Origin of the sequence: Microcoleus sp. FACHB-SPT15 (assembly GCF_014849525.1) — a bacterium.
Lineage (GTDB): Bacteria > Cyanobacteriota > Cyanobacteriia > Cyanobacteriales > Coleofasciculaceae > Symplocastrum > Symplocastrum torsivum.
Genome location: NZ_JACJNU010000028.1, coordinates 78031 through 99780, shown reverse-complemented (window position 1 = coordinate 99780; position 21750 = coordinate 78031). Strand labels below are relative to the sequence as shown.

The 21750-nt window shown below is 46.5% G+C and carries 20 protein-coding genes; 13 read left to right on the top strand and 7 right to left on the bottom strand.

Annotated features, from left to right (window positions below):
* Positions 1-506: 506 nt before the first annotated feature.
* Together H6F98_RS08650 and H6F98_RS08645 are read left to right on the top strand one after the other, a co-directional pair.
* Complete coding sequence (locus H6F98_RS08650) at positions 507-1382, top strand: Npun_R2479 family HD domain-containing metalloprotein (RefSeq protein WP_192218266.1); 876 nt, start codon at positions 507-509, stop codon at positions 1380-1382.
* A gap of 13 nt (positions 1383-1395) precedes the next feature.
* Positions 1396-2574, top strand: coding sequence for an ABC transporter permease (locus tag H6F98_RS08645; RefSeq protein WP_192218265.1), 1179 nt, complete (start codon positions 1396-1398; stop codon positions 2572-2574).
* A gap of 240 nt (positions 2575-2814) precedes the next feature.
* On the opposite strand, the gene H6F98_RS08640 is transcribed toward H6F98_RS08645, so the two are convergent.
* The 7 genes from H6F98_RS08640 to H6F98_RS08610 all read right to left on the bottom strand — a co-directional run bounded on the left by H6F98_RS08640 (position 2815) and on the right by H6F98_RS08610 (position 9065).
* Entirely contained in the window at positions 2815-3843 is a 1029-nt protein-coding gene (locus tag H6F98_RS08640) for a LysR family transcriptional regulator (RefSeq protein WP_192218264.1), read from the bottom strand.
* A gap of 323 nt (positions 3844-4166) precedes the next feature.
* On the bottom strand, positions 4167-4970 hold the full coding sequence (locus tag H6F98_RS08635) for a BMC domain-containing protein (RefSeq protein ID WP_192218368.1): 804 nt from the start codon (positions 4968-4970) through the stop codon (positions 4167-4169).
* Between the two features lie 89 nt (positions 4971-5059).
* Positions 5060-5623 carry a carbon dioxide concentrating mechanism protein gene (locus H6F98_RS08630; protein WP_313929818.1) on the bottom strand — a complete coding sequence of 188 codons (564 nt, stop codon included), beginning with the start codon at positions 5621-5623 and terminating at the stop codon, positions 5060-5062.
* Positions 5624-5884: 261 nt separating this feature from the next.
* Positions 5885-7636, bottom strand: coding sequence for a ribulose bisphosphate carboxylase small subunit (locus tag H6F98_RS08625; RefSeq protein ID WP_192218262.1), 1752 nt, complete (start codon positions 7634-7636; stop codon positions 5885-5887).
* 192 nt (positions 7637-7828) lie between these two features.
* Entirely contained in the window at positions 7829-8131 is a 303-nt protein-coding gene (locus H6F98_RS08620; protein WP_192218261.1) for a EutN/CcmL family microcompartment protein, read from the bottom strand.
* Between the two features lie 199 nt (positions 8132-8330).
* Positions 8331-8672, bottom strand: coding sequence for a carbon dioxide-concentrating mechanism protein CcmK (locus H6F98_RS08615; protein WP_192218260.1), 342 nt, complete (start codon positions 8670-8672; stop codon positions 8331-8333).
* 81 nt (positions 8673-8753) lie between these two features.
* A complete protein-coding gene (locus tag H6F98_RS08610; protein ID WP_192218259.1) occupies positions 8754-9065 on the bottom strand; it encodes a carbon dioxide-concentrating mechanism protein CcmK in 312 nt (103 codons plus the stop codon).
* Between the two features lie 672 nt (positions 9066-9737).
* Between H6F98_RS08610 and H6F98_RS08605 the strand changes: the two genes are divergently transcribed.
* The 11 genes from H6F98_RS08605 to H6F98_RS08555 all read left to right on the top strand — a co-directional run bounded on the left by H6F98_RS08605 (position 9738) and on the right by H6F98_RS08555 (position 21725).
* The gene (locus H6F98_RS08605) at positions 9738-11636 is read left to right on the top strand and encodes an NAD(P)H-quinone oxidoreductase subunit F (protein WP_192218258.1); all 1899 of its coding nucleotides are present in this window, start codon (positions 9738-9740) and stop codon (positions 11634-11636) included.
* 83 nt (positions 11637-11719) lie between these two features.
* Entirely contained in the window at positions 11720-13246 is a 1527-nt protein-coding gene (locus H6F98_RS08600) for an NADH-quinone oxidoreductase subunit M (RefSeq protein ID WP_192218257.1), read from the top strand.
* A 20-nt stretch (positions 13247-13266) separates the two neighbouring features.
* Positions 13267-14397, top strand: coding sequence for a CO2 hydration protein (locus tag H6F98_RS08595; protein ID WP_192218256.1), 1131 nt, complete (start codon positions 13267-13269; stop codon positions 14395-14397).
* 791 nt (positions 14398-15188) lie between these two features.
* A complete protein-coding gene (locus H6F98_RS08590; protein ID WP_313929821.1) occupies positions 15189-16082 on the top strand; it encodes an RluA family pseudouridine synthase in 894 nt (297 codons plus the stop codon).
* A gap of 702 nt (positions 16083-16784) precedes the next feature.
* Positions 16785-17303: a phycocyanin subunit beta gene (locus tag H6F98_RS08585; RefSeq protein WP_192218255.1), complete on the top strand. Its 519-nt coding sequence runs from the start codon at positions 16785-16787 to the stop codon at positions 17301-17303.
* 49 nt (positions 17304-17352) lie between these two features.
* Complete coding sequence (cpcA, locus tag H6F98_RS08580) at positions 17353-17841, top strand: phycocyanin subunit alpha (RefSeq protein ID WP_192218254.1); 489 nt, start codon at positions 17353-17355, stop codon at positions 17839-17841.
* A gap of 195 nt (positions 17842-18036) precedes the next feature.
* The gene (locus H6F98_RS08575) at positions 18037-18897 is read left to right on the top strand and encodes a phycobilisome linker polypeptide (protein ID WP_192218253.1); all 861 of its coding nucleotides are present in this window, start codon (positions 18037-18039) and stop codon (positions 18895-18897) included.
* Between the two features lie 87 nt (positions 18898-18984).
* The gene (locus H6F98_RS08570; protein WP_192218252.1) at positions 18985-19275 is read left to right on the top strand and encodes a phycobilisome linker polypeptide; all 291 of its coding nucleotides are present in this window, start codon (positions 18985-18987) and stop codon (positions 19273-19275) included.
* Between the two features lie 10 nt (positions 19276-19285).
* A complete protein-coding gene (locus H6F98_RS08565) occupies positions 19286-20110 on the top strand; it encodes a HEAT repeat domain-containing protein (protein WP_192218251.1) in 825 nt (274 codons plus the stop codon).
* A gap of 79 nt (positions 20111-20189) precedes the next feature.
* Positions 20190-20819 carry a HEAT repeat domain-containing protein gene (locus H6F98_RS08560; RefSeq protein ID WP_192218250.1) on the top strand — a complete coding sequence of 210 codons (630 nt, stop codon included), beginning with the start codon at positions 20190-20192 and terminating at the stop codon, positions 20817-20819.
* A gap of 75 nt (positions 20820-20894) precedes the next feature.
* Entirely contained in the window at positions 20895-21725 is an 831-nt protein-coding gene (locus tag H6F98_RS08555) for a phycobilisome rod-core linker polypeptide (protein ID WP_192218249.1), read from the top strand.
* The last annotated feature ends 25 nt before the right edge of the window (positions 21726-21750 follow it).

Below are 21750 nucleotides of genomic sequence, written 5' to 3'. Positions count from 1 at the left end.
AGCCGCCTACTATTATATGACGATTTAGAAGCTAAGCGTTGACTTACCAAAGCGGATTGATGACTGATAAGTAATAAGTTTTTTTAACTCTAGATACCGAATGATACTGAGCAGGACTATACGCCAAGTCTTTAGCCAACGATACAATTGACAAGGATTATTAATATTTAACTATTTTGTAAGCTTTGTCAAAACTAGTATGTTTGCTAGCGTTGAAAGCCTAGTTGACTACTCAAGCTAGGGTCTGTGATGCAAAACACGAAGCCTCGTGATGCCCCATCAAGCAATCAGCAAAATTTTATTGCATCCTGTAAGGTGTAGAGACGTTGTCACCATTCAGTGCCGATAAGGTCTAAAGTTAAGCTCATCCCCTTGATGCTTTGGTGCATTCACCAAAAAACAATTGAGGGAAAGAGGTCTTGCGTAGCCAAAGGCTTCTCCCAAATGGTTACTACAGTTCAGCCAAGCCCTATATACATTGCACTCAGTACGAGCGATTACTAAGGATGTTTAACGCAACTGAGATTTTAATTAATGTGTTTGTTCAAAAACTTCGAGAAGGCTACCGCCGGACTTACGGGGGACTGAAGACAGACCATGAGGATATTATTGCTTGGGCAGGGAGCATGGCAATGGAAAATATTGCTAATAGCGATGCCCTGTATCACAATGTCGAACACTCAATCCTCGTTGCTTTGGTGGGACAAGAGATTTTACGGGGCAAGCAGATCCGTGAGGGTGGGGTGACACCGGATGACTGGCTGCACTTTATCATTTCCCTGGTATGCCATGACATTGGCTATGTTAAGGGAGTGTGTCGTAGCGATCGCGAAACGGAACGACTTTATGCCACGGGTCAAAATGGCGAAATGGTTCATCTCCCCTTGGGAGCTTCGGATGCTGCCCTCACGGCATACCATGTAGATCGAGCAAAATTGTTTATTGATGAGCGGTTTGGTGGTCACAAACTAATCGACGCAGAATTCATTAAGCGCAGTATTGAACTAACCCGCTTTCCGGTGCCGAAAGAAGGAGACCATCAAGATACATCAGGCTTCCCTGGCTTGATTCGCGCTTCTGATTTGATTGGTCAGTTGAGTGACCCACGCTATCTTAAAAAGATTAGTGCGCTGTACTATGAATTTGAAGAAACTGGCGTTAATAAAGCTTTAGGATACAGGCATCCTGGAGATGTACGACGGAACTATTCTAAGTTCTACTGGACTGGAGTCTATCCTTATATCCAAGGGGCACTGCGATACCTGGAATTAACGCAACAGGGCAAGCAAATTATTGCCAACCTCTACTCCAATGTGTTTGTCATTGAACACGAGAAACAAGAAGAGGAACATAGGCAATTAGCACAAAAGGTTCACTCATAACGACTTAACACGCATGAATTGGTGGCAGAAACTTAAAAAGAACCCACTTGCTCGTCTTGGGGCATTGTTGCTATTAATTTTTTACATCGCTGTCATTGCGGCTGATTTTGTTGCCCCCTATGACCCTTATGCCTCGCAGCCGAATGGTTCGCTGCTGCCACCTACCCCAATTTATTGGCGTAACCAAGAGGGACAATTTATTGGGCCACACGTCTATCCCACAACTCAAGGACCAACAGATCTAGAAACAGGCGATCGCAAATTGTTTGTTGATCGCTTTAAGCCCTCACCACTACGCTTTTTTGTCAAGGGACCAGCCTATCAACTGTTCCAGATTCGTCTACCGATTGGACAAAAATTTGAGGAAGTCGATGTATTTCCAGGCATTTCCTCAAACCTTCATTTATTCGGAACTGTTGGTGAAGGCAAAATTAATTTATTAGGTACCGATGAGCAGGGACGCGACCAGTTTACCCGTCTCGTGCATGGCGGTCGCATTAGCCTCAGTATTGGTCTAGTGGGCGTTGCGATCTCTTTCCCATTGGGTTTATTAATTGGCGGAATTGCTGGCTATTTCGGGGGCTGGATAGACGCTATTTTGATGCGCCTGGTAGAAGTTTTAATGACGATTCCTGGCATTTATCTACTGGTTGCCCTTGCTGCTGTGCTACCACCGGGACTAACAAGTGCCCAACGGTTTTTATTAATTGTTTTGATTACCTCGTTGATTGGTTGGGCAGGTTTAGCACGGGTAATTCGCGGACAAGTGCTGTCTATCAAAGAACGCGAATTTGTTCAAGCCTCACGAGCGATGGGTGGCAAACCCTTGTACATCATTATTCGCCATGTTCTGCCCCAGACCGCAACTTACGTGATTATCTCAGCCACCCTCGCAGTGCCTAGCTACATCGGTGCAGAAGCGGTACTAAGCTTGATTGGGTTGGGAATTCAGCAACCTGACCCCTCTTGGGGGAATCTCCTGTCGCTAGCAACGAATGCTTCGATTTTGGTGCTACAGCCTTGGTTAATTTGGCCACCGGCAGTGTTGATTGTCCTAACGGTGTTGGCATTTAATTTGCTGGGAGATGGACTGCGTGACGCGCTCGACCCCCGTAGCCTTCAGCGTAATTACTCTGATGTTAGTGAGTCATCACCTGGCAGGACAGGCGAGATGCCCGTCCCACAAGATTAAACCTGTTGTTGATTGGGGATTGGGACGAATTTAGAACTTACGCCAATCCATCTTTGAACCACCATTTTTAGGGACGCACGGCTGGGCGCCCTTACCGGATATTGCGCTTGCGCTTGCCTAGATGTGGAGCAGGTTAGCACTGCCCACCCTACAGGTAGCTGTTCTGCATAAGTCCTGACTGATTTTCTTCTCAGCCTAAGATTACCCAACGCGAGTCTTCACCCAATCCCCGTCTAGAAATTATTCTAAAGGGGTTGGGAGCGAATTTATCGAAGGATAGTTAGCCGGACGGTTTGTGCTGTTTTCAGCATTAGGTGTGGCGTTGAAGTGCAGCGCAGCTAAACCCAAAGCGTTTTGAGCGGCTGTCCTCTCAGTAACTTGCCTTCCTTCCGTCAAGAGATACTCAAGAAAAGTACGAGCGACGATAGATAGTTGTTTACCACTTGGGTATACAGCGTACCAGTAGCGTTCAATTGGGAATTTCTCGACATCCAAAACGGCTAGCTGACTGTCCTGCCCTTCAAGCGCTAAAGTGTGGGCTGATAATATGGAAATTCCTAACCCACCTGCGATCGCTTGTTTAATCGCTTCATTACTCCCCAAGTCAAGACGCACTTTTAGCAAAATCTTATGCTCATCGAATAGGTTTTGTACAGATTTGCGCGTCCCTGAACCAGGTTCTCTCATAATAAATGGCTCAGCCGCCAAACGTTCGAGTGAGATATTTTTCTCATGAACCAAAGGATGATCAGCGGGTGCCACGACAACTAGGGGATTTTCTAAGATTGGCTGACAGGTAATTTCAACACTCTCCGGGAGTTGACTCATGACATATAGGTCGTCCAAATTCTCACTCAAGCGATTGAGTATATGTTCATGGTTTGTGACCTGAAGGGAAATATCAATTCCCGGATAACGCTTGCAAAAAGGGCCTAATAAACGAGGAACAAAATATTTGGCTGTTGTAATCACGCCAAGACGTAACCGTCCCTGCTTTAGACCTTTGAGATTGGCGACAGTCATCTCAAACTGGTCTAAATTCTCAAAGACTTCTCGGCACGTCTTCAAAAGTTCCTCTCCAGCTTGGGTAAGGGACAAACGCTTACCTACCTGGTCAAATAGTGGCATACCCACGGCTTTCGTCAGTTGCTTGACCTGCATAGAAACCGTGGGTTGGGTAAGAAATAGTTCCTCTGCGGCTCGTGTAAAACTATTATGTCGAGCCACCGCTTCAAATACCTTCAGTTGGTGCAGCGTAGCTTGCTTCAACGCTACTTCTCCTTAACTTCTTATAGACTCTATTCTATTATTTCCATTGGAAACAATGTTTTTTCCTATAAAAATTCCAGGTTATCATTTCAGAGAACTGGAACAAGTGACAGTCTTCCTTCCATCCAGCGTTGCACAGTTTACCGGTTGTAGATTTGGGTATTATAAAATCCTGGCTTCCTGTAATTTGCAGGTAAACACAAACCCTCATCTGCTTTCCTACTGTGCAATGCTTTCCTATAGGGTAGAGATTAATGGAAGAAAATTTTCAGTAATGATAGTAAGTTGGGTTGCCAGCATTTGAAGGTCATATCATTAACTATTTATGGCTCTTTTTTTAAAGGCATTTGTAGCTTTTCTAACGCTGGCAGTGGCAGTTCTACCAACTCTTTTTCAGTCTCTTTGACATTAACAGGTAGCATTAGAGGCTGAGGTTGCTCCTCAATTAGGCAACTAGCTACTGGCAGGCTTCTCTCTAAGTCCTCTAGTGGGCGAGAAATTACGGTAACCGCTACCAACTCACCAATCCTCTGCGCTTCGCTAATCCCTACTTGTAGAGCCATTGCAACATCAGCAACCGCACCTCGAATAATGGCGGTACATAAACCGTCCCCAATTGTTTCGTAGGCAGTTAGCTGGATATCGGCAGATTTGAGCATGGCATCAGCCGCTCCCACCATAGCCGGAAAGCCGCGCGTTTCCAAAAGACCGATCGATTGGTTACTCACGCGAGTATCATCATTCTGTCGAGCCTGCTCAATCAGATGAGAGCCGATGGGGAAGATAACTTCAAGGTTAGGGAACGGTCGAGGAATAACGGTTGAGGAAAGGAATTGACCTTCTTGTTGGGCGTGCTGAACACCAGCTTCAACGGCAATCCGGACTTCAGCGATCGAGCCTCGAACAATTGCGGTACACTGACCACTGCCGATTTTTTCGTACCCAATGAGTGTAACACCGGATGCTTTGAGCATTGCATCCGCTGTACTGACAATAATCGGAAAACTCAAAGTAGAAACCAAGCCTAAAGAGGTTTGGTTGGGGCGACGTTCACCAGAGCGATCGCCATACACATCACGTTGAATTATCGAGTTTTGCGGACTACTACCATTTTTATAGAACTCCATAGATAGAATCTCCATTTAGTTGTTGGCTGTTAGCTGTTGGTTGTTATCAAGTCTAGAAACTCACAACTAAAAACTAACAACTAATCTATCTAACCGTCCTCAGGCGGACGGTTGAGAGATTGATCGTAGGGGAAGAGAGTTTTTAGGAGACGGTTCAGGTTATCTTGTCCATAAACGGATGTGCCAGCTTCTGAGTTGGGTGCTGCCTGCGGCTCGGTTGGGGAATCTTTGTCGGTGGTACTGGGAGAGGAAACAGCTTTGGTAGGCGGAACTTGCCCGTTAAGTGGAGCCACGTCAGGTGTCTCTGGAGGATGAACAGGAACCGGACTGGTAGCTGCCGAGGAGAGATCTGTGACTTGACGGCCATTCTTTCCGAGCACAGAACCACCAGGCACAACTTGCCCCGGTTCAACGGAACTGTTCCAAATCGTTGTTGCAGCACCAATACAGGCATTTGCCCCAATTTTGCCGTTGCCAACAACCAGAACCCCTGCTCCCAAATTCACACCTGCGCTGATTTCCAGAGAACCTTGGTAAGCATGTAGGATTGAACCCATGCCAATGCAAACTCCTGAGCCAATGATAATCTTGCTGTCTGGGGCAGCTCGTAAAATTACCCCTGGTGCGATCGCAGCACTAGAATCAATAGACACATCGCCTTCCACATAGACATGAGAGTTATTAATCAATGATAGTGTCGGCAAATGCATTCTAATTAGAACCGCGATTATAGCAACTGGGAATTTTCCAACGGTTAGGAGTTGTAGAGACGCGATAAATAAACACTATCGCGCCCCATTACACTACGTCTTGTTGATTTTTGTAGAATCTAGGGTGAGCTAAGAAAAAGCGATCGCCTCTTTACACCTGGTTAGAGGAAGATACTCATCTAACAACTCGACCCTAAAAACTCTCTAGCTAGGCTGTTGAATAATCGTCTCTAGGACGCGCCGCTTTGCCTTGGTATCAATACCAATTAGCCGCACATATTCATTACTATGCTCTGCCATGCACCCTTCTAAGCCGTTGATCACATCTGACACCTGATTTGATTCAATTGGGCTACAGGTTTGCCAAGAACCGGTGCGGAATCGGCGTTTGTCAGCATGTTCTGTGCCAATTTTGTAGCCTTGAGACAACAACTGACGCACCTGCTCAATCGTGTCGCGGTTCAAGGATGTGCCATTCTGAGGTGTTGAGGGTTCTGCTGTCTTTGATGTGTAGCTAGGGCGGTAGTAGTCACTTCCATTACCATTTGATTCGGCGGATGGTCTGCTAGCTTGAGCTTGCCCCTTGTCACCTGGTTTTTGGATAATTTCCTCACTAACCCGCCGCTTTGCTTTAGGGTCAATGCCAATCAACCGGACATACTCACCCGCATGTTCTGCTAGCAAAGCTTCTAACGCCTTAACCACTTCCGAATCCCGCTCTGAGTGTATTGAAGCAGCACTCTTCCAGGAACTCGTGCGGAAGCGACGCTCATCGGCGTACTCTGCACCAATTCGGCAACCTTGGGATAACAGTTGACGCACCTTTTGTTTAAGGTCTATACCATTACCTGTGCTTGATCCAGAAGTAGAGCTGTAGTCACGAGATGGTGGAGTGCTGTTGCTAGCACGAGAAGCTGTCGATGTACTTGCAACGGTTGCAGGCTTATCACCGGGTTTTTGGATAATTTCCTCAGTGACTCGCCGCTTCGCTTTAGGGTCGATGCCAATCAACCGCACATATTCACCAGCATGTTCTGCTAGCGTGGCTTCCAAGGCACTAAGGACTTCCGCTTCTCGCTCGGAGTGAACCGAAGCACTCTTCCAAGAACTCGTGCGGAAACGGCGTTCATCAGCATACTCGGCACCAATCCGGTAACCCTGAGCTAACAGTTGACGAACTTGTGTTTTAACGTCTGGGGTTAATCCTGTACTCAAAGACATGGAACTATATGATTTATGAGAACTACTAAGATGACTTCCTATGGCAGGGGAATCATTGGGTACAACAACGCTGTCGCCTTGTGCATTGCCATTCGAGTTAGACTCCTGGCGATTTTCCTGGCGGATGGGCGCAATACAAGCTTCATCACCAGCACACTGATAACCCGTTCGCAAGGCATCATTGCATACCACAATATGCTGAGCAAACTGCCTATCCTCATCCTGGACATCTGGCAATCTGTCCGCTAGATGCTGGCTGGTAATCAGTGCTCCTGAAGGCACATACTTGCCAGGGGGAATCTCCACATCCTGAACTAAAGCGTGCATCATCACGATACAGCCATTGCCGATTCGGGCATTAAACACCGTAGAGCGAAAGCCAATAAAGCAATCATCTCCGATGTAAGCCGGCCCGTGAATCAGGGTCATGTGGGTAATGGAAGTATTCTTTCCGATCCAAACTGCGTAATTTTTCTGATCATCCCCAACGACTTGACCACCTTCAAGACCGTGAATGACAACACCATCTTGAATCGTTGTACCAGCACTAATGTAAAATGGCCCACCTTCATCGGCTCGAATTGACGTTCCAGGGGCAATCATTACATTGGCACCGACAAACACATCCCCAATAATGTTAGAAAAAGAATGCACATAGGCAGTTTCATCAATTTGTGGTTCCGCCAAACTTTTCGACCAAGGGGTCGGGGGAGCCGCGTAAGTGCGGACTGCCATAAATGTCTTCCTCCTAATCTAAAAAAGCGATACACGAGCGTAAGCTCCAAGCTTGGAGCGTTGCAGGGGGATGAAAGGTCAAAGGCTCACCAAGTAAAGGCGATTTCCGGATTAAGCCACTGTCGTTGGGTAAGTCTTAGCAGGTGCAAGCGATCGCGTCTAACCTTCCAACGTTACCACTACCGCAACTCACTAACGATATTGATCTTTCTTGCTGTAGAGAACGTGATTATCGACACTAACTGTGTCGATAATCCCTACTACCATGGCATCTATGGGACGTGTATTACTGTCAGCAACCTGGCGAGCTGCACTGCCCAGGCTTACAAGAACCCATTCATCCATTCCCGCACCGACTGTGTCTGCTGCTACTTCGTATTTGGGCAGTAGCTGTCCCTCCTCATCTAGGAATTGCAATAAGAGGAATTTCACACCTCTCAAGCTTGGTTCTTTATGAGTACTAACAACCGTGCCGCGAACTTTAGCAATTTGCATGAACTCTCGACCTTTCGGTTGGATGCAAGGATGCAAGGATACAAGGATAGTTATCTCTTTGTCTTAATGAGGTTTTATCCATCAGATCATCCAAGCCTGGGTGCGATAGACGCTGGGCTTCGCCCTACTTCGCTAATGCGAACCGCTGAAGGCATCGCGTCCCCCTGCGCTATCGGCAATCTAAAGTCAGTTAACTAACCTACGGACGGTTCATTGGACGGATGGCGTTAGTGCTTTCGCGAAACTGTTGAACATCTTCGGTATAACGAATTGGCAGCACGTACTCCAGGTTCTCGTGGGGGCGAGCAATAATATGAGTTGACAAGACTTGTCCACCATTCACTCGCTTGACGTTATCTACTCCAGCCGCAACTGAGGCTTGTACCTCGGAGACATCACCTCGCACGATAACGGTTACGCGACCACTACCAATTTTTTCATACCCAACAAGGGTGACACGGGCAGCTTTTACCATTGCATCTGCTGCTTCTACAACAGCGGGAAAGCCTAGAGTTTCTACCATTCCGACGGCGATTGACATGAGTTTTACTCCAAAAGTTAAAGATTGTTTTGTTGATACGACAGAGGCGAAAGCGGTCAACCGTCTCAGTCGGGCTTTTCGTTAGTAAGCACGGAACTGCTCGACCGCTTCGCTATAACGAATCGGCAGGACATACTCTAGGTTCTCATGGGGACGAGCAATAATGTGAGTCGATACCACTTCACCGCCATTCACCCGCTGCACTGACTCTACACCAGCCGCAATGGAGGCTTGTACCTCGGAGACATCACCCCGGATAATGACAGTCACACGAGCACTACCGATTTTTTCATAACCCACAAGGGTGACACGGGCAGCTTTTACCATCGCATCTGCTGCTTCTACAACGGCTGGAAAGCCTTTTGTTTCTATCATTCCCACAGCAATTGGCATTGCGCTTTTCTCCTAGTGGATTAGTTAAAGACAAGGGGTAAATCAGTTTTTAGCAAAAATTCAGACGAGAGTGCCGATTTTTTAGCTTGAGAAAGCTCTTTCATTGAAGAGCTAAACCAAGCATAGATAACCTTGGTGTACTTAATCAATATAAATTATCATAATAATTCTCAATGAATGTGGTTAAAAAAACTTAACAATCATAGTTCATCAGCTAGATGATTTAACGGAAATTCATCGTTTTCGAGAATGGTTACTTTTGTTTTATAATTTTTTTATAACTTTTCTATAAGCAAGACGACTGCTGTCCATAATTTTTGACCGTTACAGCTTCCAGAGAACCTCTAGGCACTCTGGAGAACTTGTCTATATAAGCCAGAGACTGAAGAACAACAGATTTTGATGTTATAAGTTGGGTTTATAGGTTTCATTAGAGTTACTTGTATAGGCAAAGGCTTAAATTTGTCACAATTAGACAGGAAAAGGTTAAGTTGAAGTGCAATTGTTTTTGTGAAACCATTAATCAACCTAAGTTATAAACCCAACTCAATTAACATTAAAGGACAAAAGAAATCTGCGTTGTAAAAACAAAAGTTATCAATTTCCTACGACTTATTAGGGATTTTATTTGAGCCAATCTAAGTTTATGGAGCAATAGTGAGGTATGAAATCGTGAACACTGAGTTTCTTGCTCAGACAAGTTGGTGTGTACCTTTTTATGGTTTAGTTGGTGCAGTTTTAAGCGTACCTTGGGCAACAGGTGTTATTCGTCGCACGGGACCTCGACCAGCAGCTTACCTTAACCTGTTGATGACACTTTTGGCATGTGTTCATGGCTGGTTGATCTTCGGGGCAGTTTGGAACCAGCCAGCGCAAGAGATAGTGTATCACTGGCTCCATGTGGCTGATTTAGACTTATCCTTAGCGTTAAAAATTTCACCCGTCAGTGTCGGAGCAATGGAGGTTGTGACCAGCTTGAGTCTGCTTGCACAACTCTATTCCTTGGGTTACATGGAGAAGGATTGGGCGTTAGCTCGCTTCTTTGCTTTGATGGGATTTTTCGAGGCTGCAATGAGCGGGATTGCGATCAGTGACTCGCTTTTCCTGAGCTATGCGCTTTTGGAAATGCTGACGTTGAGTACCTATCTAATTGTGGGCTTTTGGTACGCACAGCCTTTGGTCGTCACGGCAGCACGAGATGCCTTTTTAACTAAGCGGGTGGGAGACATCTTGCTGTTGATGGGTGTCGTGGTACTGGCGACTCTGGCGGGAAGCTTAGATTTTCCTGATTTGTATCAATGGGCAGAAACGGCAAACTTACCCCCGTTGACAGCAACACTTTTAGGGTTGGCGTTGATTGCTGGGCCGATTGGTAAATGTGCCCAATTTCCCTTGCATTTGTGGCTCGATGAGGCAATGGAAGGCCCCAACCCAGCCTCATTGCTGCGAAATTCTTTGGTGGTAGGTTGCGGCGCTTTTGTGCTGATTCAGTTGGTACCGATTCTAGCTCTATCTCCTGTGACATTAGCTGTCTTGATTGTAATTGGCACAGTAACAGCGATTGGAGAATCCTTTGTGGCGATCGCACAAATTGATATTAAGCGATCGCTATCCCATACCACCAGCGCTTACCTAGGTTTAGTCTTCATCGCTGTTGGCTTGCAACGCGCTGATGTTGCTGCCTCCTTACTCCTTGCCCATGCAGTTGCCAAAGCCCTACTGTTTATGAGTATTGGCTCAGTCATTCTCGTCACCAACAACCAAGACCTTACTGAAATGGGAGGCTTGTGGTCACGGATGCCCGCGACAACCAGTGCTTATATCGTCGGGGCAGCAGGCTTAATCGGATTACTTCCCTTGGGCGGTTATTGGGCGCTGAGTAAAGGGATTAACGCCTTTTGGACTAACCATCCCTGGTTAGTAGCAATCGCCCTCTTGGTTAATGGTATTAACGCCTTTGGATTAACCCGCGTCTTTCGTCTTGTTTTCCTTGGTACTCCGCATCCCAAGACTCGTCGAACCCCCGAAGTCGATTGGCCTATGGCACTACCAATGGTGACATTAACTGTATTAACCCTGATGACACCACTGTTACTCCAGCGACTCTCACTACTGCCTACTGCTAAGTATCAGTACCTCATTCAACTTCCCCAACTGTTCTTACCAAGCTCTAGCGTGCTGGGTTGCACTCTGGGGTCAATCGTTTACCTACCCAGAACTTGGTCAAGGTCTGTTCGGATTCCCTTGAAATTTGTCCAAGACTTACTTGCCTATGACTTTTATATTGATCGACTGTACCGTCTAACTGTAGTTTTTCTCGTTGATATATCTTCTAAAATTACAGCCTGGATTGATCGCTATCTTGTCGATGGATTAGTCAACTTAGTTGGTTTTGCCACAGTTTTTAGTGGTCAGAGCTTGAAGTACAACACTTCAGGTAAGGCACAATTCTATGCACTGACTATCCTACTAGGAGTGAGCCTGTTGGTACTTCTAATGATTTGGCCGTTGAATCAATGGTCTTTGAGTCAGTGGTCTTTAGAGCAATTGTCTTTGTTTAGCGGTCAGTGAAGTTGTTGTTAGTTGTTAGATGAATTTCTTCCCTAATAACTAACAACCAAAAACGAACAACTACTAAGGAGACTAGTCAACTTATGCTAAGTGCCTTGATTTGGGTACCAATACTCTGTGCCACTCTCATGGCGTTTTGGCCCGGAACCGTTACATCTAAGGGGGTGCGTCAAGTAGCATTGGCAGTTGCGGGTGGTCTATTTATTTGGTCGCTCGTACTGCTGTTGCAGTTTAACCCTGGTGATGTTCATCAGCAGTTTCAAGAATCTCTAACCTGGATTGAGGCTTTAGGTCTAACCTACAGCTTGGGGGTAGATGGTTTATCGATGCCGTTGCTGGTATTGAATGGGTTACTGACAGGAATTGCTCTTTATAGTACAGATGAGAATCTTGATCGACCGCGACTCTATTACGCTTTGATATTTTTATTAAATGCTGGAGTTTCAGGTGCTTTTCTCGCTCAAGACTTACTACTATTTTTCTTATTTTATGAGCTGGAACTCATCCCACTGTATTTGTTAATCGCAATTTGGGGAGGGCAACGACGGGGCTATGCGGCAACGAAGTTTCTCCTCTATACAGCGGTATCCGGAGCGTTAATTCTGGCATCATTCTTGGGTGTAGTGTTTTTGAGCGGCGCAACTAGCTTTGCTTACACCGAAGCTGTGGCGTTGGCATCTTCACTATCTCAAACTAGTCAATTGTTGCTACTAGGAGCGCTTTTGATTGGCTTTGGGATCAAGATTCCTTTAGTACCGTTCCACACTTGGTTGCCGGATGCTCACGTTGAGGCATCTACACCCATTTCTGTCCTGTTAGCGGGTGTGCTGCTGAAGTTAGGCACCTATGGCTTGTTGCGGTTTGGGTTAGGGTTGTTTCCTGAGGCTTGGGCAACTGTGGCACCCTTCCTAGCGACTTGGGCAGTAGTGAGTGTGCTGTACGGTTCGCTAAATGCGATCGCACAGCGAGATATGAAAAAAATGGTGGCGTATAGTTCCGTCGGGCATATGGGCTATATTCTCCTTGCTGTTGCTGCTGCCACCCCTCTCTCACTAGCAGGTTCCGTCCTGCAAATGGTCAGCCATGGTCTGATATCAGCGCTACTGTTTTTGCTAGTGGGTGTGGTTTATAAAAAGACTGGCTCACGAGATTTAGATGTCCTCAATGGTCTGCTCAATCCTGAACGAGGCTTACCGTTAATTGGCAGCCTGATGGTAGTAGGAGCAATGGCAAGTGCAGGTATCCCTGGAATGGTGGGATTTATCTCTGAATTCCTGGTGTTCCGAGGCAGTTTTCCTGTATTTCCAGCACAAACTCTTCTTTGTATGATTGGTACTGGCTTAACGGCTGTATACCTTTTAATTTTGCTCGACCGTGCTTTCTTTGGGCGTCTGTCTACACGGGTGATCGATTTACCAAAAGTGTACTGGAGTGAGTGCCTACCAGCGATTGTTTTAGCGATATTGATCGTAGTTCTGGGAGTACAGCCGGGATGGCTAACAAGAATCTCCGAAACAACGGTAGCGGCTTTTGCGCCGCCAGCAACGACAGTTGCACTGCAAGCGCCTTCACAGGCAAGTGTGGAATCTACGTTGAAAGCACCTTTATAAAACGATTTAAGAGAACGTAAATGGTACTTAGCAAGAAAAAGCCCCGTAACCATCCTCTAGAAGACTATATTCAAAAGCTGATTGCTGGTGAGGCACTACTGCCAGATTCACCTGAAAATGTTATGGAGGTTGTTGGAATTCTCAAGAGTTATGGCATTGTTCTTGATGCCTACTCCCGCAATCTTAATTACATTGCAGAACACCAATTTTTAGTGTTTTTTCCCTTTTTTAAATACTTGAACGGGGAAGTTTCGCTAGGAAAGTTGTTGCGTCACTGGTGGCACGATCGCATTAATTTTGAGTATGCCGAATATTGCATGAAAGCGATGTTCTGGCATGGAGGCGGCGGGTTAGATGCGTATCTGGATACACCAGAGTTTGAAAAGCGATCGCAACAAGCGATTCAGGCACGATTTAAAGCTAGTCCCTTGATACAGGGGCTAAACTGGCTATTTCCTGACTTTTTACCCGAACTCGTGCGTCAGTTGGCTTATTACAGTGGGTTGGGGCAATTTTGGCGGGTGATGAGTGATATGTTCCTTGAATTAGCTGACCGCTATGAAAATGGAGAAATCACCTCAATTCCCCAAGTTGTTGAGCATATTCAAACGGGTTTGGTAGAAAATGCTAACTTGCCAATTACTTATGCTGCAACGATTCGTGGAAAGACGTATGAAATCCTTCCCAAATCCTTAGGATTGACGTTTCTCGCTGATACAGCGGTGCCTTATGTTGAGGCAGTCTTCTTCCGGGGAACGCCATTCCGAGGAACAGTTTCCTATAATGCTCAAGCCAATCAGATTTCCCCAGATCAGAGTAGATTTGCTTACGGGGCATTGTATGCTGACCCCTTACCGATTGGTGGGGCAGGGATTCCCCCCACCCTTTTGATGCAGGACATGCGTCATTATCTACCTGACTATCTCCACAAAATTTATAAGCGATCGCGTCGCGGTGAGAATGACTTACGGGTGCAGATCTGCATTAGTTTCCAAAAATCAATGTTTTGTGTTACGACAGCAACAATTTTTGGGTTGGCACCGTATCCCCTAAATACGACTGACGCAGAGCAACAACAGAAAAATCGAGTCTATTTAGAAAGCTGGATGGATCGATTCCTGACATCACGTTTGTCTGACGTAAACAGTTAGCTCTATCTACATTTCCCGTATTCATCCACAGCAAACTACCTTCCGCTTGCCGCTTTTCGTGGACGTTGGAAACACAAATATTTGTGCATAGGGGAGAATGGTTAAATCCCAAAACTGTAATACCTAGCACAACATACAGTATCAAAATACCCAATACTGGCAATCTGGGGTCAGACAAACTGGGTGTGCGGTCCCAATGCCATGATTTTGGATTCGGGAGTTTGGCTCTTAGATTATTTGTTCCAATTCCCAATCCAACTTTCCTGTAATGTCAGATAAAAATAAGGAACCACTTCTCCTAGTGCTGCTATGGCTTCAAGGTGTAAATTCAGATAATAGGTTATAAAAAAGACGGAAGATTGCAAGTTGAGGACTATACTACTCAACATTAGTTTGTCGAAATACACGCTGATCCCAAGCTAAAAGTGTTCCTACTAATTGATTACTCAAATTGCTAGATAAAAATACTCTGCCTTTAATTCTAATAACCAAAGACTACTAAAGTTCTTACTCAATTTTTTAGCAGGGAACGAATTACTTTTTAGACGGCTCATAGGCTAGCAACAGCAAAATTGAATCGACTCAGGGTGACAGATTCAGAATACCGAAGAAAGAGCAGTCAAGTTGATTTTTCACTACCATATTGGAATGAGCCGAATGCGATCGCATTCGACTACAAGAACGGGAATTAATCTAGACAATCTGTGACCGAAATTAATCTACAAGTTGAAGAAAAGGGTGATGCTGATAGTGGGTTACTCTTTGGAAACACTCGCGGTGAACGCTTACGCATTGATCGCTATCTTTCTCAAGAATTACCAGACCTATCCCGATCGCGTATCCAACAGCTAATTGAAGAAGGTAGCTTGCAGATTAACGGTAAAGCTTGCACCTCCAAAAAGACAATGGTGCAATTAGGCGATCGCATTTCCCTCACCATTCCTGAAGCTATCCCCCTGGATTTGCAACCCGAAGCTATCCCCCTGGATATTCTTTACGAGGATGACTCCCTCATCATTGTCAACAAACCTGCTGGCCTCGTCGTCCATCCTGCCGCAGGACACGAAAGCGGTACTCTTGTTAATGCTCTTCTTGCTCACTGCCAAAATCTTGCGGGAATTGGTGGCGTTCAACGCCCTGGAATTGTTCACCGTTTGGACAAGGATACAACGGGGGCAATTGCGATCGCTAAAACAGACCAAGCTCATCAACACCTGCAAGCTCAGCTAAAAGCAAAAACCGCCCGACGAGAATATCTTGGTGTAGTCTATGGGGCAACATCATCTGACAACGGCACGATTGACCAACCCATCGGGCGTCATCCTGTAGACCGCAAAAAAATGGCTGTGGTGCCAGTGGAGAAAGGAGGACGGCTAGCTGTTACCCATTGGCAAGTCCAAGAACGACTCGGCAACTACACCCTGATGTACTTTCAACTAGAAACGGGACGTACCCACCAAATTCGGGTTCATAGCGCCTATATTGGACATCCTATTGTCGGTGACCCGGTTTACAGCGCGGGTCGTTCTGTCGGGGTCAATCTTCCGGGTCAAGCCCTACATGCGTGGCGACTCACATTACAGCATCCTGTGTCGGAGGAGCGGATTTCGGTGACTGCTCCTATTCCCAAAACCTTTAACACCCTGCTGGACGTTCTCCGGAAGCGAGGGGTTCCTCCGAACTAAAATCTCAACTTGCAATTGGGAGTTCTACAGCCAGCACACGCTTCTCATATCCCCATCCCCGGCATTTTCTCCCGTCCTGTTCAGGGAAAATCACGAGTTGATGGCTCCTAAACCCAAATATAACTTAAATAATCTTTACAAATAAGCTTGATGACTGGTACTTATCCAAAATCTGCAATTGATTGATTCGTCTTGGTTTCAGCAGAATCTTAAGAAAAAATAAAATTACACTTTTCAATATTTTTCTAGGTAAAAATACTTAACTAGATCTGAATAATTCCCTAGGGAGGGGGCGGTATAAACCTTGTCTCGTAAGGGATTCAAGCTCTTCTTGACTTAGGTAGAAAAAACTTCATGATTTGTAACGAATAATGCCCCAATGGCGTTGTATAAAAGTTACCTGTAGGGGATCAATGACAGACAAAAGTTAAATAAACACTGATTTATCAAGCTCGCTCGTTTCTCATAAAAGAACCAATTTTTCTCATAATTCATGCATGAATACTTGTTTAGTTACTCTTCTATGGGTAGCGAACGGCATGAGTGAGCAGCCTGAAAAAGCAAGTGATTTTACAGATGTCTGTTCTTGACCAATAGAGATCGCATTCAAAACAAAACGTTGAATGAGGTTGATTTCCCTAAAACAGGATCTTTCCTTGTAACCACAACCACTCTTAACCAAGTCAGTAGGAGATTGAGTTCATGTTAGATGCATTCGCCAAGGTTGTTTCTCAAGCCGATTCCAAAGGTGAATTCTTGAGCACAGAGCAACTGGATGCCTTGACCAACATGGTCAAAGACGGTAACAAGCGCATGGATACCGTTAATCGCATCACCAGCAACGCTTCCACCATCGTGACCGATGCGGCTCGCGCTCTGTTTGAAGAGCAACCTCAGCTGATTGCTCCTGGTGGTAACGCCTACACCAACCGTCGGATGGCAGCTTGCCTACGCGACATGGAAATCATTCTGCGCTACGTCACCTACGCGATGATGGCTGGTGACTCCAGCGTGTTAGATGATCGCTGCCTCAATGGTCTGCGTGAAACCTATCAAGCTTTGGGAACCCCCGGCTCTTCCGTATCAGTCGGCGTTCAGAAGATGAAGGATGCTGCGGTTTCAATCGCTAATGACCCCAACGGCATCACCAAAGGCGATTGCAGCCAGTTGATGTCTGAACTCGCTAGCTACTTCGACCGCGCTGCTGCTGCTGTTGCCTAAGAATTGCTGTTTGTTAAAAAATTGAAACTAAGAGGGAGATAAGTCAAGAATGAAAACCCCAATTACTGAAGCGATCGCTGCTGCTGATACCCAAGGTCGTTTTTTGGGCAACACCGAACTGCAAGCTGTTAATGGTCGCTTTGATCGCGCTGCTGCCAGCATGGAAGCTGCTCGTGCGTTGACCCAAAATGCTCAAAAACTGATTGACGGTGCTGCTCAAGCGGTGTACCAGAAGTTCCCTTACACCACCCAGATGCAAGGGCCTCAGTATGCGTCTGACAGCCGTGGTAAGTCCAAGTGCGCTCGTGACATCGGTCACTACCTGCGTATGGTGACCTACTGCTGTGTTGCTGGTGGCACAGGCCCTATGGATGAGTACCTCGTTGCTGGTTTAGATGAAATCAACCGTGCATTCGAGTTATCTCCTAGCTGGTACGTTGAAGCCCTCAAGCACATCAAAGCCAATCATGGTTTGAGTGGTCAAGCCGCTAACGAAGCTAACACCTACATCGACTATGCGATTAATGCCCTGAGCTAATTGCATAGGCGTGCCCGGAAAGGTATGCAGGTGAAACGCTTTCAAATCGTGCTTCAACTGCTTATCTCTCCGGGCTTTGTTGTATCTATGGGTTAGTTATTAGTTATTGGTTATTAGTTCTGAAAAGCGAGCAACTAATATCGAACAACTAACAACTAACAACTAAAAAGCTAGCTTGTTGGGAGAGTTAAACAAATGGCAATTACATCAGCAGCCTCACGGTTAGGCACTTCAGCATTTAGTGATGCGCCGAAGATTGAGTTACGCCCCCATGCCACGAAAGAAGATATTGAAGCGGTGATTCGTGCCGTCTACCGTCAGGTTTTGGGCAACGACTATTTGATGAAGTCTGAACGGCTTACAAGTGCCGAATCGCTCCTACGTGATGGGGATATCAGCGTGCGAGAATTCGTGCGTTCCGTTGCTAAGTCGGAGCTATACAAATCCAAGTTTTTCTACAACAATTTTCAAACCCGATTTATTGAACTGAATTACAAGCATCTGTTGGGTCGCGCACCTTACGATGAGTCAGAAGTGGTCTATCACCTCGACCTTTATCACGAAAAGGGATATGAGACAGAGATCGATTCTTATATCGACTCGGTAGAGTATCAAACCAATTTTGGCGACAGTGTTGTCCCTTACTATCGCGGTTTTGCCACACAAACGGGGCAAAAAACTGTCGGTTTTAACCGGATGTTCCAACTGTATCGTGGCTATGCCAATAGCGATCGCTCTCAGGTCGGTGGTTCGTTCCCTCGCTTAGCGCGTGAGCTAGCAGCTAACGGGGCCTCCTCTATTATTGGACCGTCTGGTAGTAACGAGAACTGGTCATTCCGTGCCTCTAGCGATATTGCTCCGAAAAAAGCCCTCGGTAATGCTGTGGGAACAGGCGATCGCGTTTATCGCATTGAAGTAACTAGCCTACGCGGTCCCGGCTATCCCAAGCTACGCCGTAGCAGCACTGCCTACCTGGTGCCTTACGAAAGGCTATCAGACAAAATGCAGCAAATTCAGCGCCAAGGCGGAAAAATCGTCAGCATAACACCAGCTTAAGAGAGGACTAGGGGCTAGGGACTAGGAAATATCCCCAATCCCTAATCCCCAATCCCCAACAACCCAGATTAGGAGATTATTAAAGCGATGTTTGGTCAAACAGCAGTAGGTACCGGTGGTCTCAACTCAGCAGGAAGCCGTGTCTTTCGCTATGAAGTTGTCGGCTTACGTCAAAACGAAGAAACCGACAAAAATAACTATGAGATTCGCCGTAGCGGCAGTGTGTTCATGACGGTACCGTATTCCCGGATGAACGAAGAAATGCAGCGGATTGCCCGATTGGGTGGGAAAATCGTCAGCATTGAGCCGTTGACTGCTGAATCAGCCCTAAAACCCGATAGCGAAAGCGACAGAAAAAAAGCAAAAGCTGAAGGCTGAGACCGAACGAATGACCGATTTCAATCCAGAGGCGTCGAGTGATACCGCCGCTCCGGCGCTGACAGTGGAAGAAGCGATCGCCAACTTGCGCGGCACAGATTTGAGTCTCCGCTATTACGCCGCTTGGTGGCTAGGCAAATTCCGAGTCTCAGAACCAGCCGTGGTAGACGCCTTGATTGAAGCCCTAGACGACGAAGCTGATCGGACAGAATTGGGTGGGTATCCGCTGCGGCGTAATGCTGCAAGAGCCTTGGGTAAGCTAGGTGATCAAAGAGCTGTGCCAGGGTTAATCCGTTGCTTAGACTGCTCGGACTTTTACGTGCGAGAAGCAGCGGCTCAATCTCTGGAAATGTTAGGTGACCGAGCCGCTGTCTCCCCATTAATGCAATTGCTCAGCAGTGGACTTGCTGCTGCTGAGCGAGTACCAGGACGCCCCCACTTTACCCAGCCCTGTGAGGCAGTGATCGAAGCTCTAGGAACACTGAATGCAACTGAAGCGATTCCATTGATTCAACCCTTTCTAGAACATCAGGCACGGCGGTTGCAGTATGCCGCAACGCGAGCGATGTATCAGCTAACTAGGGACGAGGCTTATGGGAAACCCCTAGTCCAAGCCTTACAGGGGCAAGATGTTGTATTGCGCCGAGTCGCTTTATCAGACCTCGGTGCAATTGGGTATCTACCCGCTGCCGAAGCGATCGCAACTGCCTCAGCCGAAAACAGCTTCAAGCTCATTGCCCTTAAAGGACTGCTGGAACATCAGCTAACACCCGAAGCCAATACGCTTTCTGATGACACCATCCGGGTAATGAAGCTGATGGATTCGCTTTTGTAGTTTTGTCAGCAGTTACTTGTCAGTTGTTTTTTAAGCGACTGACCACTGACTACTGACTACTGATCACTGACACACTGATATGATCGACTCTACCCGTATCCAAGCACTCATCCAGGCTGTTGAACAGGCAAATTCTGCCGAAGGGCTGGTCGAGTCTGTGCGGGCATTGGTCGCTACCAACTCAGAAGAGGTAATTCCTACGCTAATTACCGTGTTGGGTTACAACAACCCAGAAGCAGCAGTAATAGCAGTTGAGGGACTGATTGGGATGGGGGAAGCGGCAGTGATGCCACTTTTGAACCAGTTGGATGAGTATAACTACGGAGCAAGAGCCTATTCGATTCGGGCATTAGCCACAATTGCTGACCCCCGTGCCCTTGATGTCTTGGTTACAGCCGCCGCCAGCGACTTTGCCCCCAGTGTGCGCCGTGCTGCCGCTAAAGGGCTGGGAAATTTGCAATGGCACCAACTGTCACCTGAGCAGGGACAGGAGGCACAAGATCTCGCATTAAAAACACTTCTAGACGTTTCTCAAGATGCCGAATGGGCAAATCGCTACGCCGCCATTGTCGGCTTAGAAGCGCTGGCAGCCAATGCAACTGGCATGATTGAGCGAATCAGAAATCGGTTTAAGCAAATGCTTTCATCCGAGGCAGATTTAGCTGTGCGATCGCGAGTGTTGATGGCACAACAAAAGAATGGTTGTTAGTTGTTTGCTGTTTATTATTAGCAGCTAATCACCAACAACTAATAACCAATAACCAACAACCAATAACTAATAACTATGTCGATTCCTCTCCTTGAAATTACACCAAGTTCTCAGAATCAGCGCGTCGAGGGCTACGAAGTTCCCGACGAAGATGATTTCCAATATTACCGCCTAACTCCAACTAGTGAAGACTTCGAGATTAAGGAGTTGATTTGGGCAGGCTACCGCCAAATTTTTAGTGAACATCTGATTCTCGAAACATATCGGCAACCCTACCTAGAATCTCAGCTAAAAAATCGGGCTATCTCCGTGCGCGATTTTATCCGAGGACTAGGTAAAACCGATGTTTATCGGACACTGGTTGCAGACACTAACTCTAACTATCGCTTAGTTGATATTACCTTCAAGCGCTTTCTCGGTCGCGCTACCTATAACAAAGACGAGCAAATTGCTTGGTCAATTGTGATTGCAACCAAAGGCTTATCTGGCTTTATTGATGCCGTAGTTGATAGCGAAGAATATCGCCAAAACTTCGGTGATACGATTGTGCCTTATCAGCGTCGTCGCTATAAAGACCGCCCATTTAACCTGGTCAACCCCCGCTACAGTGATTACTGGCGGGCGCGTCAGATTAGTTTCGAGGGTTCTTACTATCAAGCTCAAGTCTCTGGTCAATCAGCACAACGGGGAGTTCGCCAAGCCATTCCCGACACCTTTTTATCAATGGCGCGGAGTATCAGCCCTGGTGGAGTCAACTATCAACGGACAAGAGATCGGGCAATTTCTCAAGCGACAAGTAGACCACTTCCCGACATGACCCGCAAAGTTGCGACCCCACAACCTGTTATCGGTCGTAATGAAGTTGCTCTACCCTACCGCTACCTTTACAGAAGACCCACAACTTAACAACGTCATTGGTCAATTAGTACAA